Here is a 15205-nt window from a genome sequence, read left to right as displayed (position 1 = left end):
TTGTATTCTACATATAGTCAAAGGATATAGTATTGATACGGCTTAGCGTAACAAAGTATGGTTATTGCCAAAAACTTGTTTGTCTTACAGCTTTTGCCTCAGGTATACTGATGCAATTTATTTTCTTTTGACACAATTTTATGAGCTTATCTTCAAGCATCTTACCTAAAAGCATTACCGAAGACTTTACTAGGGCAACCATTTCACGTGCGCATGCGTATTGCAATCAATACTCAATCAAATCATTGCAGGCAACATCCGATGATGGCATTAATTTTGTCATTAAAAGTGAAGTTTTTGGCTCTGGCAAAGAGGCCTACTCCCAAAGCATTTTTGTCGATGTAAACTCACGAGCAAAAACACTCTCAAGCGTGCTTGATGCTGAGTGCTCATGCCCTGTAGTCTATTTTTGTAAGCATATTTATGCCGTATTATTTATGTTTAATAAATCATTAGCTGATCGGTTAAAAGAACCCAGTGCATTTACTGCTGCCGCAACGACAAAACCTGTTAATCTACAACCGACAAAAAAAGCCAAAACCCCTGCATCTTATTTCGACAAAGCTGCCTTTGAGCGCCAATTTAATGACAATATACGCCTTGAGAAAAGTTCTCTATTATCTCAGGGAAAAGCACCTTCCAATTTGGTGATTGCTTATCAACTTATCGCGTTTAAAGAGGGTGAACAATTATCTTATAGGATCGAAGCTAGCTATGTGCGTATTCTAAAAAGTGGCAATGGCTATGGTAAACCACAAAGTGCCAATCTTGCCAATATCGTTGCCGGTTACACTAAATACCCAGATTGTGCTGATATCAAAGATCTTGAGATCTTTAAATACCTACAGACACAAATCAATCGTTATGCAATACATTTACCAAGCTTAACAGGAGAGTATGGTGCACAATTTTTAAAGCTGCTTATTGCAACTGAGCGCTTTTTTGTTGGCGACATTGCCATGGATAAACATTGTACCTTGGCACCGGATGTCAAGCTTGATATTGATTGGAATGAAGTCAATGGCACATTTCGCTTTAATGCGCAAATCAATGGCAAAACAAACATAAAAATCATACCAACAACGCCTGCTTTTTATATTGATGACAATAAAATAGGTCAGATCGTTAGTGACATTCCTGGCAATCAATTGCTGCTCCTTAATACACTTAAAGATATCTCTAAAGATGACATGTCCTTTGTTCGTCACACCATTGAGAAATCAACACTTGGCAAACAAATCAAATTTCCAAGCAAAGTCAAGAAGCTAAAAACCGAAAAAATCACGCCGAAAGCGATAGCTCATTTTAGTAAAGGATCATCAGTAAACTGGCCACATTATGGCTTCTTTGCTGAGGTTAGCTTTGAATATGACGGCACACGATTTGAGCCACACGAAAGTGGGACACACATTATTGAGCATAATGGTCACTTGATTGAAAAAGATGTGAAATTTGAAAATGCTAAACTTGAAACTTTAGGAGGATTTGGTTTTGTAAAATCCAGACGTGCTTACTTTGGCTATGGCAATCAAGCACACAAGCCATTTGGTGAGAGCTATGTTTTAAATGCCAACCCTTATTTTTCACCTGAAGATCAATGGGAAACTTTTTATCTTGAAGATCTTGAAGACTTTAAACTGTTAGGCTGGCAAGTTGAGTTTGATGATGACTTTGCACATCACTATATTGTTGCAGATGATATTGACATCGGCATCGAAGAAGGGATTCAAAATGATTGGTTTAATGTGCACTTAAGTGTTAATCACAACGGTAATGCCATCGATCTGCAACCATTGATTATGCAATATCTACAAAAAGGGCTTAACAAAGAAGCGCATGATCTTGTTGCCATTGTGGATAAGAATCACCGTTTGAAAATTGATTACAGCATCATTGAACCGGTTATTAACTCATTGTTTGAATTAAGTGATGAACGTGATGGCACACTAAAACTCTCGAAATACCAAATCGGTGCGTTGATGAGTCTTGAGGAGCAATTGGGCAAAAGTGGTGCAATTGATTACAGCAAAGCCAATGCTTTAAAAAATTTTATTGACTCACTAAAAGATACAACAAAGTTACCACTACTAGACACACCAAAAGAAGTGCACGCGACCTTGCGTGACTATCAGCGCTATGGCGTCAGCTGGATGGATTTCTTATCCAAACATGAAATGGGTGGTTTGTTAGCCGATGATATGGGACTTGGCAAAACACTGCAAACGCTTACTTGGATACAATTACAACATGATACTGATAAAGATTTCGGCACAAGCTTAATCGTCGCCCCTACCTCAGTTGTCGGCAATTGGATTAGAGAGGCTGAGAAATTCACACCAAAACTTAGTATTTTACTATTGCATGGTTCAGAACGTTCTGAACATTATGAGTCATTACTTCACTACGACATCGTGGTCACTAGCTATCCACTTATTTTAAAAGACGAAGAAATTCATCACCAAAACACCTATAGCGCACTGATTTTAGATGAAGCGCAAACGATTAAAAACGCTAAAACCAAGCAAGCGCAAAGTATTTTCACCCTTTCGGCTAAACATCGCTTTTGTTTAACTGGCACACCTCTTGAGAATCATTTGGGTGAGTTATGGTCGCAATTTAACTTCTTAATGCCTGGCTTCTTGGGTAATGATAGCCAGTTTCGTAAACACTTCAAAAATCCAATTGAAAAACATCAAGACAGCGATCGTTTAAATATCTTAAAAAGTCGTATTACTCCTTTTATGCTTCGACGCACTAAGGCATTAGTTGCTAAAGATCTACCTGAAAAAACTGAATCGATTGAGATTATTGAGCTGCCTAATACACAAAAACAATTATATGAAAGTGTGCGTATGACGATGGAGAAGAAAGTGCGTGAGCTCTTGAAAAAGCAAGGGCTTGCTAAGAGTCATATTCATATTCTTGATGCGTTGTTAAAGCTACGCCAGTCATGTTGCCATCCACAATTAGTCAAACTAGATAGTGCTAAAAAGGTCCATGAATCAGCTAAGCTTGATTATTTATTAGAAATGCTGACCGAACTTACCGCAGAAAAGCGTAAAGTATTAGTTTTCTCGCAGTTTGTCGAGATGCTTGATTTAATTGCTCTTGAGCTTGGCAAACATAAAATTCAATATGTGCAGTTAACCGGACAAACTAAAAATCGCCAGAAACTGATTGATGACTTCAGTGAAAACCCTGATATCACGGTTTTCTTAATCAGTTTAAAAGCTGGCGGCACTGGCTTAAACCTTGTTGCCGCTGATACCGTTATTCACTTTGACCCATGGTGGAATCCAGCCGTTGAAGCCCAAGCCACGGATCGCGCTTATCGTATTGGTCAAGATAAACCCGTCACCGTTTATAAACTCATTGCCAAAGATAGTGTTGAAGAAAAAATCCTAAAACTTCAGCAGAAAAAAGCGGATCTTGCCAGTGGGTTGTATAACAAAGACGGGCAAGCTGATTTCAAACTCAGTGAAAATGACTTATTAAACTTATTTGAGCCGATCATTTAAAAATCTAATATTCCCATAAAACATTTAAATTTGTCATTATTCAGATCATTTAATACACTCTTGAGCTATCAAAACAATCTGGATAAATAAATGAAAAAGCTCACTTTATTTTTAAGTATGATTTTATGCGCAAGTCTTGCCAATGCAGGGCATAAAGCTGGCGAAGAAGCTTGTGATATGCACGCTTTTTCACGCTATCAAGCCAATGTGTTTATTCATAACAATTTAAATTTCGACAAGTCTCCTAAGATTACCCTTGGCAACCCACAGGCAAGCAAAGTCATCACGCAATTCTGCAACTACTCAAAGCCCTCCTGTTTAGAGAATATAAATACATTATTAACACTTACAAATGATAAAGATATCAAAATAAACATTTACCCCATTAGCACAACACAAAGCCCTAATGCATCGCAGTATTTAGCTTTTACTTATCACGTGGGCGGGGTGGAGCTCATGCAAGAATTTTTGCACGAGCTCCATAGTTTGATTAAATCAGGTAAGGTTGTCGATCAAAACACCTTGTCTGATTTAATGATCAATTTAAACATTAATGAAACACCATATCTTAAAGAGATGGTTGATCAAGAAATTAAAGCTAACAATGCTTTAGCAAAATCTGCAGCGGTGACTCATTCCCCGAGTGTCTATGTGTATCAGCACAACGCAACTGATGTGAATCAAGTCTATTTTTCTGAATATCAAAATGTGCCTGAATATATTATCAAACGTGCACTTAATTATCTGGCATAGCAACACTATAAGTATTGGCTGAGCATTAGTCAAAGTCAATTATTGTTTTGCGCCTTCCCTTTGACTTCGCTCAGGGAGCGGCTAAAGCATAAAGCACATTTTAATTACCCCTCACCCGTGCAGCATAAGCTGCACGAGCAATCCCGCAAGGGGAGAGGTTTTAGTTTTAGCTGATGCAACTTATTTATATATCATTACTAAACATAGTCGTTGGCTGAGTGTTAGTCGAAGTCAATTAAAGCAAGAGCTTCTGCAAAATGGTTTGTGGACGGTATATTACCTCTCCCCTTCGAGAGAGAGGTCGTTGAACTAAAGCTCAATGGGTGAGGGGTAATTAAAGCCCAGCCTATTGCAACTTCAAACCACTAGCTTCAGCTGCTTGATACATTACCTCAGTACCTAGCTTTTGACTGATTTGATCAAACACACTTAATGGTTTAGTGAAGTTAACCACTTTCATATCATTAAATTTCTCGCGTTGTAAGCTATCAACTGACGCAAACCCATCAATCAAGCCATATTTCTTAGCTTGCACACCTGAAAAAGGCATACCTGAGAATATCTTATCTTCTTGCTTTGTATCAAGACGGTCGCCTCGCCCTGCTTTAACTGCATCGATAAATACTTGATGTGTCTCAGTCAACATCGCTTCCATCTCTGATACTTGTGAGGCACTTTGTGGTTCAAATGGATCTAAGAACCCTTTGTCTTTACCGGCTGTGTATAATCTGCGTTCAACACCGATTTTCTTTAATAAATCAACAAAGCCAAAGCCACCAGCTCTGACACCAATCGAGCCAGTAATTGTCATTTTATTGGCATAAATATCTTTAGCACCTGACGCAATATAATAACCACCTGACGCGCAAATATCGACACACACCGCATATAATGGCGTCTTAGGATATTTATTTTGCAAATAACGCATATGCTCATAAATATCATCAGATTGCACTGGTGAGCCGCCGGGGCTATTGATCTGTACAATCACCGCTTTAGTGTTTTTATTTTTAAAGGCCGCATCCAAACTGTCATTGATGCGTGTGGCATTGGCATTGCTATCATCGGCAATCACCCCATCAACCTTAACTAAAGCAATATGGTTTTCATTATTAACTGGCTTACTGCTAAAGCTTTTCATCAAAAGTCCAATAATGACAATCGCAATGACTAACCAGCAAAAGCGCCAGAATATACGCCAACGACGTGCACGACGTTGCTCAAGAATATAGGCATCAGCAATACGCTGTAGATGTTCAGACATAATATTTCCTTATTTGTTTAAAGAGAGATAAAACAACCATGGGTTTAATGGTAGATGATTTGATAGAAAAATACAGCTTAGTTTATGCTTTCTCGGTAATAACTGTTTTAATCGCAAGCTCTTGTAACTGCTCATTTGAAACCTCAGCAGGCGCCTCGGTCATCAAGCAGCTCGCTGTTTGTGTCTTAGGAAAAGCAATCACATCACGAATATTCGTTGTATGAGTAATTAGCATCGTTAAACGATCTAAACCAAAGGCAATACCACCATGAATTGGTGCGCCATACTGTAGAGCATCTAGCAAGAAACTAAATTTCTCTTTGGCTTCTTCTTCATTAATCCCTAATAACTCAAATACTGTTTGCTGCATTTGTTGATCATGGATACGGATCGAACCACCACCAACTTCATAACCATTGATAACCATATCATAAGCGCGAGATAGTGCTTTTTCAGGATGCGCTTTAAGCTCATCGACATTATCCACTTTTGGCGCAGTAAACGGATGATGTAATGCATAAAGCCTGCCATCTGCTTCTTCAAACATCGGGAAATCAACGACCCATAACGGCGCCCATGCTTTGCTGTGTAGCCTCAAGTCTTCGCCAATCTTAACGCGTAGCGCGCCCATCGAATCATTGACAATATTTGCTCTACCCGCACCGAAGAAAATAATATCACCATCTTTGGCTTCTGTGACTTCAAGCACTCTTGTCAATGCTTCATCTGAGAGATTTTTGACAATTGGTGATTGCAGTCCTTCTTTGCCTTTCGCCATCTCATTGACCTTGATATATGCCAAGCCTTTAGCGCCATAGATCCCGACAAACTTAGTATAATCATCAAGCATTTTGCGTGTCAAGAGTGCATTGCCATTAGCTAAACGCATTGCAATCACACGTGATTTTTCATCATTGGCAGGTGCTGAAAAGACTTTAAACTCTTCATTTTGCATAATATTTTTCACATCAATAAAATGCAGTGGAATACGTAAATCAGGTTTATCGGAACCATATTTAGCCATTGCTTCAGCATAGCTAATCACTGGAAATTGCGATGGGAAGTCTGCATCTGCCGTTTGTTTAAATAGACGACGAACCATATCTTCCATCAAGTTCATTAACGTATTCTCATCGATAAATGACGCCTCAATATCAATCTGAGTAAATTCAGGCTGTCTATCTGCACGCAAATCCTCATCACGAAAACATTTAACGATCTGATAATAACGGTCAAAACCAGATACCATTAATAGCTGTTTAAACAATTGAGGTGATTGCGGCAACGCATAAAACTTACCATGATGATTCCTACTTGGTACCAAGTAATCACGTGCACCTTCCGGTGTTGCCTTAGTTAAAAACGGCGTTTCAATATCCAAAAATCCATGTTCATTTAAATATTGACGAACAAATTGTGAAATACGAGAGCGTTCGATCAAACGATTTTGAATTTCAGGTCGTCTTAAATCGATATAACGATATTTTAAACGCACATCTTCGCCAACGTTTTGGTGTTCATCTAGCTGAAAAGGAATGGTCTTAGCACGATTAATAAGCTCTAAACTTTGCCCAATAACTTCAATCTTACCACTGGCTAAGTTATTATTTTCCTGACCCTCCGGGCGCAATTTAACAAGCCCTTTAGCTTTAATCACATATTCATGACGCACATGATCCGCTTGTTCAAAAACGCTCGCATTTTCTGGCTCATAGACCAGTTGCACAAGACCTGTACGATCACGGATATCTAAGAAAATAACACCGCCATGGTCACGACGACGATGCACCCATCCACATATTTCAACGGTTTTATCAACCAGAGACTCATTTACTTCTGAACTATAATGACTACGCATTTTTTATCCTTTAAATAACACAACATAACAAAGACATATAAGCCGATAAGCATATACAAATATGTGACAGATAACAATTATTGAGACTGGGAGTTTTGCAAATTTATGTTTTAACGTATAGCTATGACCATATTCCCGCCCATTTTGATTGCGTAAACGTTGGCTGAGCGTAAGTCGAAGCCTCTGTAAAGTGTAATTTTCCTAAGTTTACCCTTCGACTTATGCTCAGGGTACGGTGAGCACTTGTGGGTAAATATTTAGTCTTAGCCTAATGTATTAAATTAAAAGCCGGCATGCTCAAGTAGAAACGCTTCCTCCTCATCACTCGAGACTCGCCCTAATTGCGCATTGCGATGTGGATAACGTCCAAAGCGGTCAATAATCGCTTTATGCGCTATTTCATACTCCAAACTTCCGCTATTACCTAGCTCGGTATAAAGCACCAATGCCTGTTGATGAATGGTTTTTGACTCACTATGCATATAGGGCAAATATGCAAATGAACGCTCACTATCACTTAATGTTTGATCTAGCTTCAATATCACTAACTCTTGCGCTAAGATCAATGCCAATGAGTCATAGGCAAAAGCTTCTTTTGTATTTCTAAAAATATTGCGCGAGAATTGATCTAATACAATAATTTCTGCCAAGCGCCCCTGCGCTGTTTCGCGCCATGCAAACAACTCACCACGAGATGCCGCTTTGTGAACCATTAAAAATCGATCTTTAATGGTTTGATCTAATGCATCACTCTTTGCAAACCAGTCTTTTGCAGTTAGTTCTTTAAACCAAAAATCTAAAATCTCTTGATAGTTCATACAACGATCTCTTATGTTTGTTAGTTTTTAAAAATAATGCGTTGAGTGCTGAACTTGTAAAGTTGCTTGCAACACCAGCGCATCCTCATATGTCTCACCAACGCGATAATAGTTCTTACGCACTGAAATTTCTTCAAAGCCATATTTTCTATAGATGCTAATTGCAGGGATATTGGTAACTCTCACCTCTAAAAACAACTTTTCAATCTGCTTATAAGACAAATGATTCATCAAATAGGCCAATAGCTTTTGCCCAAAACCTTGATGTTGGTATGATTTCGCTACTGAAAAATTAAGTATTTCGGCCTCATCAAAAATCACTGAGATAACCGCAAAAGCAATCAGTTGATGATTAAGATCAAATAACCCCCATGTCTCGGTATGCGCAGACAAGATACTATCTTTCATTTGTGACGCTGACCATGGGTATTCAAATACCTCACGCTCAATATCCATCATCTGTGGTAAATGGTTCTCACCTAATGGCAAAATCTGATACTGCATAAAGATTCATCATGGTTTGTTTTTTCACCTCGGCACGATTGAGTTCATTAAACTTAAGCGCATAACACCTATCATGCAAACTTTGATCTAACAAGGTTTTTAAAGTCAAGTTTTCATCATAGAGAATTATCGCACTTGAGGCTATATTTTTTTCTCCTTGCGCTTGATCTTTTTCGATAAAACACACTGAAAATTGTGTAAACATCGCATTCATAAGCGCTTTAACACGATCCCGTTGTTCCAAAGTGGATACAATCACGCTCAGTTGATTCGCAATAATATGTGTCTCATCTGCTAGTGGCTCTTCTTTATGAGCAGGATTACCTTTAGCATACCAACGCGTAATGGCTAAATGCTGTAAAATGGCATTTTGGCGCTCATTTTCGGTCATGCAAATTAGATCCCAATACTCGATAATAGATTACAAATAGAGCGCACGGTATGTGTCAGCTTTGGATGACTCACTTCATACTCAATAATTGCCTGTTCAAGATCACTAAAATCTGCTTCTTTAGGATCTTGTAGTTTACTCATTTCGACTTTTTGTTTGGTCAATTTGGCAATTTCAAGCGCTTGCACTTTTTCGCTCTCTGGCAAAGATTTCAGTTCAATCTGTAACTGATCTAACAACTCGGATAAATGCTCAGTATCATCAAAGTTTAATTTATCTGATGTTTTAAGAATTTCTTTGATTTTAGCAATTGTATCTTGTGGCATAGCTTGCTCCTAGCGCCTTTAGGTTGCTTTTATTCTAGGTGTTAAGCGCCTGTTTGACAATTAACTTACTGGGAATAAATTAATTTTATTTTGACAGCGTAAAATACTGTCGTAATTATGAATACTATAACGATCAACAAGACGCTTGCACACTTCGATTGCTTTAAAAGAGTTGCCATGCTTATCCAAGCGCGGTGAGTAAATCGCAATACCCATCAAATCAGGAACAACAACATAAATCCCACCGGAAACCCCACTTTTAGCAGGCAGTCCAATCGAGAACGCCCACTCACCTGAGTAATCATACATGCCACATGAATACATTAATGATAAGCAATTCTTAACAGTCTCTGGTTTAAAGATTTCTTCTTTTGTCACGGCACAACTACCGGCATTGGCAAAGCTTGCTGCAATCGTTGCTAACATCTCACTATTAAGCTCAATCGAACATGCCTGAAAATATAAATTAAGCGTACGATGCAAATCGGTATTTTTCGGAAACGCTTGATGCTCACGCATAAAATAACCCAAGGCATAATTACGATCTGCCGTTTCTTTTTCTGAGTTATATACGGCATTATTAAACGTGATTTTCTGACTATTTGACAATTTATAAAGTGCTTGCATAATATGATTAAAGCGATCTGCCGGATTCGATTTACGCTTAATCATCGAGCATGACATAATCGCACCTGCATTAATCATCGGATTATGCGGCAAGCCTTCATCATTTAATGTTAACTCATTGAAGTTTTTGCCACTTGGCTCACGTCCGATATGCTTATGCACATGATTTAATCCATTTTCTTCTAGTGCCAGTGCGTACAACACAGGCTTCACCATCGATTGCATACAAAAGCGCGACTTAAAATCACCAACGCTAAACTTTCTTCCATCAACCGTGCACACAGAGATGGCAAACTGATTAGGGTCTACTTTCTTAAGCTCAGGAATATAGCTTGCCACTTTGCCTTGTTGATTAGATTGTAAACTTGCATGAATATCACTTAGATAAGCACAGAACTCTTGGAACTTTTCATCAGAAATCATTATTTTAATTTTATATTTTAGCTATTGAAAATACAGCTTATTCTATACTTATCATCTGCTATTTGATAGCGCTTATTGCTTAACTTTTGACTAAATTAAGTCGTTCAACGACAACTAAATACAAACAAAACTTTTCTATCCATCTAAATACCACCGTTTTTATCAAGCCTTATGCTTATGCTCACGTTATGGATATTAAACTTAGCAAACTCCAGTGAGAATCTTTTTGCAAGATTCTCACTATAAAGCATATTTTTGCTTGAGGGTTAGTGATATTTCCCGATAGTATTTATACACTCATACTTAACCGTACTGACCATTGAAATCTAACACCTATTTATCGACAAGCAAATATCCGTTATTGCGCCTATTAAGCTATATGCGCGGTTATCGCAAAGATTATCTTTTAGCACTCTTATACTCAACACTCAACAAACTTTTTGACATCTTCCCTGAAATCCTCTTAGGTGTAGCTGTTAATATGGTTGTATCACGCCAAGATTCATGGATTGCACAATTAACTGGGGTACATTCATTATTCTCACAGCTATTAATTTTAGGTCTACTTACCTTTTTTATCTGGGCATTTGAATCATATTTTCAATATTTGTATAGCCTAAAATGGCGTAATCTTGCACAAAATGTTGAACATAAACTGCGTACTGACGTCTATGGACATATTCAAAAAGCTAATGTCCAACAGATTGAAGCAACTTCAACAGGGCAAATGATTGCAACGATTAATGATGATATCAATCAAATGGAACGATTTTTAGAAGATGGCGTTAATCAAATTGTACAAATTGTCGTTTCTACTGTCTTTATTGGAATCGTATTTTTGTTTGCCTCTCCTTTGATTACATTGCTTGCGATTGTGCCTATTCCATGCATTATTGTTGGTGCATTTTATTTCCAGCATCGTTTAGCACCTAGATTTTTAGAAGTACGTCAAAAGGCCGCTGAAATCAGTGGTGATTTACAACGTAATCTACTTAATCTCTTAACCATCAAAAGCTATACCACTGAAGAATATGAAGCACAACGCATTGAGAAAGCCAGTGCCAATTATCAAATGGCTAATCGCAAAACCATCCAAATTAGTTCGATGGTGACACCGGTTATTCGTATGTTTGTCTTAACTGGCTTTTTATTTACACTGCTGATTGGTGGCTACCAAACGTTTCATGGACACATGAATGTCGGTGTTTTTAGTATGCTAATTTTCTTATCACAACGCCTGCTCTGGCCTTTCAATAATCTTGCTGTCGTCACAGTTGACTATCAACGTGTCATGGCATCGACAACCCGAGTTCTTGATTTACTCACTTGGTCGACTGAAGATCTAAATAATAAATCAGCACTAAAAACAATAACAGATCACCAAAATATCATTTTCGATCACGTTACTTTTGGTTATCAAAATGATACGCCCATTTATCAAGATTTAAATCTATCTATCAAAGCACAACAAACCACTGCATTTGTTGGCGAATCAGGCTCAGGAAAAAGCACATTGATTAAGCTGATGTGCCAATTTTATGAACCGCAATCTGGTGCTTTAAACTATGGTAGTCATAACATTCAAAGCTTTGATTTATCATCATGGCGTCAACAGATCGCGTTAGTGAGTCAGGATAGCTTCTTATTTGATGGCACAATCAAAGAAAATATTGCCTATGGCTCTTTTAATGCTGATGATAAAGCGATTACGCATGCAGCTAAAGTTGCCGGGCTGCATGAGTTTGTTATGCAGTTACCTCACGGGTATGATACGGATGTTGGGCAACGCGGTTTATTATTATCAGGCGGTCAGAAACAACGCATTTGTATTGCACGAGCAGTTTTAAAAGATGCACCGATTCTAATTCTAGATGAGGCAACTTCTGCAGTAGATAATGAAACCGAGCTTGCTATACAGCGCGCTTTAAACAAACTATCGAAATCAAAAACAACCATTATTATTGCGCATCGACTATCAACAATTCGCCATGCCGATATCATTCATGTAATGGATCAAGGACAGATTATTGAAAGCGGTACACATCAAGAACTGATAACGCTTAAAGGAAAATATGCGCAACTTTGGGATATCCAGACAGGGATGTTATACACTATGTGAAGAAAAAAACACAAAAATTGGAAAACAAAGATAAGGATATCGCTGAGAAACGAATGAGTGAGGTACTAAGAAATGAAAAATAAACATATTGGGTCAAGTATCCAATCAGCTATCAAAGAGCACATGGAACATGACAAACAATTCAGCATAGACTTTGAACAAGAACGCTATATTAATGAAGTTGCCCAACTTGCTTATCAATTAAGAATTGAATCAGGGCTTAGTCAAAAAGAACTCGCTGAGAAATCAAATACTACACAACAAGTTATTTCTCGTCTTGAAAGCGGCTCTGATACAAGGCTACCCTCTTTTAACCTGCTCTCAAAAATAGCTCATGCACTAGGGAAAAAGCTAACCATTCGATTTAGCTGAAATCTGCCAACAATGGTGAATTGTTGGTCTCCTTAGAAAGTCGCGCGACAAGCATTTATCATCAATATTTTGGCAATCATACTTTGCCTGCAACCCCTCATCAAATTTAAACTTGCGATAGTTATTAGAGAAATATAACACGCCTTTTCTTGTTAAAAGTCGCATAGCCAACTCGATTAATTCTACATGGTCACGCTGCACATCGAGTACATTTTGCATACGCTTAGAGTTAGAAAATGTCGGAGGATCTAAGAAGATTACATCAAATTGTTTACGCCCTTTAACGGCTTCTTTAAGCCACGTAAAGCAATCCGCCTGGATAAATACATGCTGATCAATATTTAATTTATTCAAGTGAAAATTGCGTTTTCCCCAGTCTAGATAGGTCTTTGACATATCAATACTAACCACTTGTGCACCCATCAATGCCGCATGCACACTTGCTGAGCATGTATAAGAAAACAGGTTCAATAACGTTTTGCCTTGCGCGGCTTTTGCCACAATTTGGCGCATTTTACGGTGATCTAAAAAAAGACCAGTATCTAAATAATCATCAAAGTTCACATAAAACAACGCATCATGTTCTTTAACCACATGAAACTTATCGGTTATTGCCTGCCTTTGATATTGACTGTCACCCTTTTGTCGCTGACGTGTTTTGATATGAATATGTTCATATCTAACCTCTAGCACTTTAGCAATATGATAAACCGCTTGCAATAGACGCTTTTGAGCAAGTTTTTCATCAACTGTTTTACCCATCTGATACTCTTGTACATGTACATGGGTATTATAAAGATCAATTGCCACAGCGTATTCAGGCAAATCCGCATCATAGATACGATAACATTCAAGCCCCTGCTGCTGTGCCCATTTTTGGATTTGTTGATAATTCTTTAATAACCGATTTCTAAATGCTAAATGTCCATCATCTTGCAAAACTGCGTTCTTAGCTTGACGCGTTAATTTCTGTGTCGCAGATTCATGCTGCATCACCCATTGATCTGATACTTCAAATTGATAAAGCATCGTCTCAAGCGCACCATTGAAGAACTTATTGACTTTCATCGCTCTTAAGCCAAGTGCTCTCACCGGTTCACTTGCCGCGCTGAATATCGATACCTTCCAACCACTGAAATCACGTATTAATGCCTTACCAAATCCGCCAAATAATCCACGCAACTTTTCAGCTCTAGCATGATACAAACGCTCACCATAGGGCGGATTGGTCAAGATAAATCCGGCTTTTTCATGCGCATCATTACTTAAGTCTCTGACATCCTGCACAAAGACTTCAATTGCACTAACAAGATCAGCACTTGCTATATTCTGGCGTGCTTTGTCCAATACGCGCATATCATCATCATAGCCAATTAGAGTTATATTGCTTTTCTCTTTGCCCATATTTTTGCGCATTAACGCTTCTGACTTTAGCGCCTGCCATGCAGCATGGTCAAAATCATGCCAACGCATAAAACAAAACGTATCACGCGCAAGATTTGGCGCAATATCATATGCCATCATCGCCGCCTCAATTAAGATCGTCCCTGAACCACACATTGGATCAATAAAGTTCACTTGATCTTTTTTAAGCTCATCTAACCAGCCACTTTTAACAAGTAGTGCAGCGGCTAAAGTCTCTTTCAATGGTGCCTCACCTTGTGCTAAGCGATAACCTCGTCGATGCAAGCTTTGTCCTGTCAATGACAAATAAATAAATGCCATGCCTTTTTGCAAATGGATATTAATGACAATATCTGGATGCTCTAAATCAACGTTTGGGCGCTCATCCATCTGATCACGGAAGTAGTCAACTACCGCATCCTTTGCTTTTTGTGCGGCAAATTGGGTATTATTAAATACTTGATGTTTACCAGAGACCTCAATTTTAATTGACTGTTTAACGTCGAAAAAACTTGCCCAAGGTAACGAGTAAAGCTCATTATAAAAAGCATCGGCGCTGTCAAACTTAGCCACATGTAATTTGCGATGCACCTGATTGGCAAGACGTGACCATAAACACACCTTATAAGCAGTGACAAGATCCGCTTCAAACTCAACACCGGCAAGCTTCTCGCGCGCTTCATCAACACCAAGTGTTAATAGCTCATCTTTTAGTAACAATTCAATGCCCTTGGCACAGCTTGCAAAAAAGCTTAACAATTTGGTTTGATCTACCTCAGTAGCAAGTGAAATATCCATTAGAAAAATAATCGCTAAAAATTCAATCTG

At 38.4% G+C, this 15205-nt stretch carries 12 protein-coding genes; 4 read left to right on the top strand and 8 right to left on the bottom strand.

Annotated features, from left to right (window positions below):
• Positions 1–140 precede the first annotated feature (140 nt).
• Both ACY10D_RS02775 and ACY10D_RS02770 read left to right on the top strand, forming a co-directional pair.
• Positions 141–3518, top strand: coding sequence for a DEAD/DEAH box helicase (locus ACY10D_RS02775; protein ID WP_486999265.1), 3378 nt, complete (start codon positions 141–143; stop codon positions 3516–3518).
• A 90-nt stretch (positions 3519–3608) separates the two neighbouring features.
• Positions 3609–4271, top strand: a complete 663-nt coding sequence (locus tag ACY10D_RS02770) for a thioredoxin domain-containing protein (RefSeq protein WP_486999264.1) — start codon at positions 3609–3611, stop codon at positions 4269–4271.
• 346 nt (positions 4272–4617) lie between these two features.
• On the opposite strand, the gene ACY10D_RS02765 is transcribed toward ACY10D_RS02770, so the two are convergent.
• The 7 genes from ACY10D_RS02765 to glsA form a co-directional block, all read right to left on the bottom strand.
• Positions 4618–5535 carry a S49 family peptidase gene (locus tag ACY10D_RS02765; protein ID WP_486999263.1) on the bottom strand — a complete coding sequence of 306 codons (918 nt, stop codon included), beginning with the start codon at positions 5533–5535 and terminating at the stop codon, positions 4618–4620.
• An 82-nt stretch (positions 5536–5617) separates the two neighbouring features.
• Entirely contained in the window at positions 5618–7393 is a 1776-nt protein-coding gene (aspS, locus tag ACY10D_RS02760; protein WP_486999262.1) for an aspartate--tRNA ligase, read from the bottom strand.
• Positions 7394–7674: 281 nt separating this feature from the next.
• Entirely contained in the window at positions 7675–8211 is a 537-nt protein-coding gene (locus ACY10D_RS02755) for a DUF924 family protein (RefSeq protein WP_486999261.1), read from the bottom strand.
• A gap of 27 nt (positions 8212–8238) precedes the next feature.
• Positions 8239–8715 (bottom strand): ribosomal protein S18-alanine N-acetyltransferase, encoded by a 477-nt coding sequence (gene rimI, locus ACY10D_RS02750; RefSeq protein WP_486999260.1) that lies wholly within the window; start codon positions 8713–8715, stop codon positions 8239–8241.
• Positions 8687–9106: a hypothetical protein gene (locus ACY10D_RS02745; protein WP_486999259.1), complete on the bottom strand. Its 420-nt coding sequence runs from the start codon at positions 9104–9106 to the stop codon at positions 8687–8689. Before ACY10D_RS02745 ends, rimI begins: the two co-directional genes overlap by 29 nt.
• Positions 9107–9111: 5 nt before the next feature.
• Positions 9112–9432 (bottom strand): DUF4404 family protein, encoded by a 321-nt coding sequence (locus ACY10D_RS02740; protein WP_486999258.1) that lies wholly within the window; start codon positions 9430–9432, stop codon positions 9112–9114.
• Between the two features lie 60 nt (positions 9433–9492).
• Positions 9493–10482, bottom strand: coding sequence for a glutaminase A (gene glsA, locus ACY10D_RS02735; protein WP_486999257.1), 990 nt, complete (start codon positions 10480–10482; stop codon positions 9493–9495).
• Positions 10483–10801: 319 nt separating this feature from the next.
• On the opposite strand from glsA, the gene ACY10D_RS02730 reads away from it, so the two are divergent.
• Positions 10802–12601, top strand: coding sequence for an ABC transporter ATP-binding protein (locus tag ACY10D_RS02730; protein WP_486999256.1), 1800 nt, complete (start codon positions 10802–10804; stop codon positions 12599–12601).
• A gap of 72 nt (positions 12602–12673) precedes the next feature.
• A complete protein-coding gene (locus ACY10D_RS02725; protein ID WP_486999255.1) occupies positions 12674–12973 on the top strand; it encodes a helix-turn-helix domain-containing protein in 300 nt (99 codons plus the stop codon).
• On the opposite strand, the gene rlmKL is transcribed toward ACY10D_RS02725, so the two are convergent.
• Positions 12953–15175 carry a bifunctional 23S rRNA (guanine(2069)-N(7))-methyltransferase RlmK/23S rRNA (guanine(2445)-N(2))-methyltransferase RlmL gene (gene rlmKL, locus ACY10D_RS02720; RefSeq protein WP_486999254.1) on the bottom strand — a complete coding sequence of 741 codons (2223 nt, stop codon included), beginning with the start codon at positions 15173–15175 and terminating at the stop codon, positions 12953–12955. The two genes, ACY10D_RS02725 and rlmKL, sit on opposite strands and share 21 nt — an antisense overlap.
• Positions 15176–15205: the final 30 nt, after the last annotated feature.

It is taken from the genome of Cysteiniphilum sp. (assembly GCF_057495195.1).
Note: the sequence above shows the minus strand (reverse complement) of the source record. Positions and strands in the feature narration are given on the sequence as shown.

What these genes read in the sequence shown, in the direction of transcription:
- ACY10D_RS02755 (WP_486999261.1), bottom strand. Translation starts at nt 8,211, where the DNA reads ATGAACTATCAAGAGATTTTAGATTTTTGGTTTAAAGAACTAACTGCA.
- rimI (WP_486999260.1), bottom strand. Translation starts at nt 8,715, where the DNA reads ATGCAGTATCAGATTTTGCCATTAGGTGAGAACCATTTACCACAGATG.
- aspS (WP_486999262.1), bottom strand. Translation starts at nt 7,393, where the DNA reads ATGCGTAGTCATTATAGTTCAGAAGTAAATGAGTCTCTGGTTGATAAA.
- rlmKL (WP_486999254.1), bottom strand. Translation starts at nt 15,175, where the DNA reads ATGGATATTTCACTTGCTACTGAGGTAGATCAAACCAAATTGTTAAGC.
- ACY10D_RS02775 (WP_486999265.1), top strand. Translation starts at nt 141, where the DNA reads ATGAGCTTATCTTCAAGCATCTTACCTAAAAGCATTACCGAAGACTTT.
- glsA (WP_486999257.1), bottom strand. Translation starts at nt 10,482, where the DNA reads ATGATTTCTGATGAAAAGTTCCAAGAGTTCTGTGCTTATCTAAGTGAT.
- ACY10D_RS02765 (WP_486999263.1), bottom strand. Translation starts at nt 5,535, where the DNA reads ATGTCTGAACATCTACAGCGTATTGCTGATGCCTATATTCTTGAGCAA.
- ACY10D_RS02725 (WP_486999255.1), top strand. Translation starts at nt 12,674, where the DNA reads ATGAAAAATAAACATATTGGGTCAAGTATCCAATCAGCTATCAAAGAG.
- ACY10D_RS02740 (WP_486999258.1), bottom strand. Translation starts at nt 9,432, where the DNA reads ATGCCACAAGATACAATTGCTAAAATCAAAGAAATTCTTAAAACATCA.
- ACY10D_RS02770 (WP_486999264.1), top strand. Translation starts at nt 3,609, where the DNA reads ATGAAAAAGCTCACTTTATTTTTAAGTATGATTTTATGCGCAAGTCTT.
- ACY10D_RS02745 (WP_486999259.1), bottom strand. Translation starts at nt 9,106, where the DNA reads ATGACCGAAAATGAGCGCCAAAATGCCATTTTACAGCATTTAGCCATT.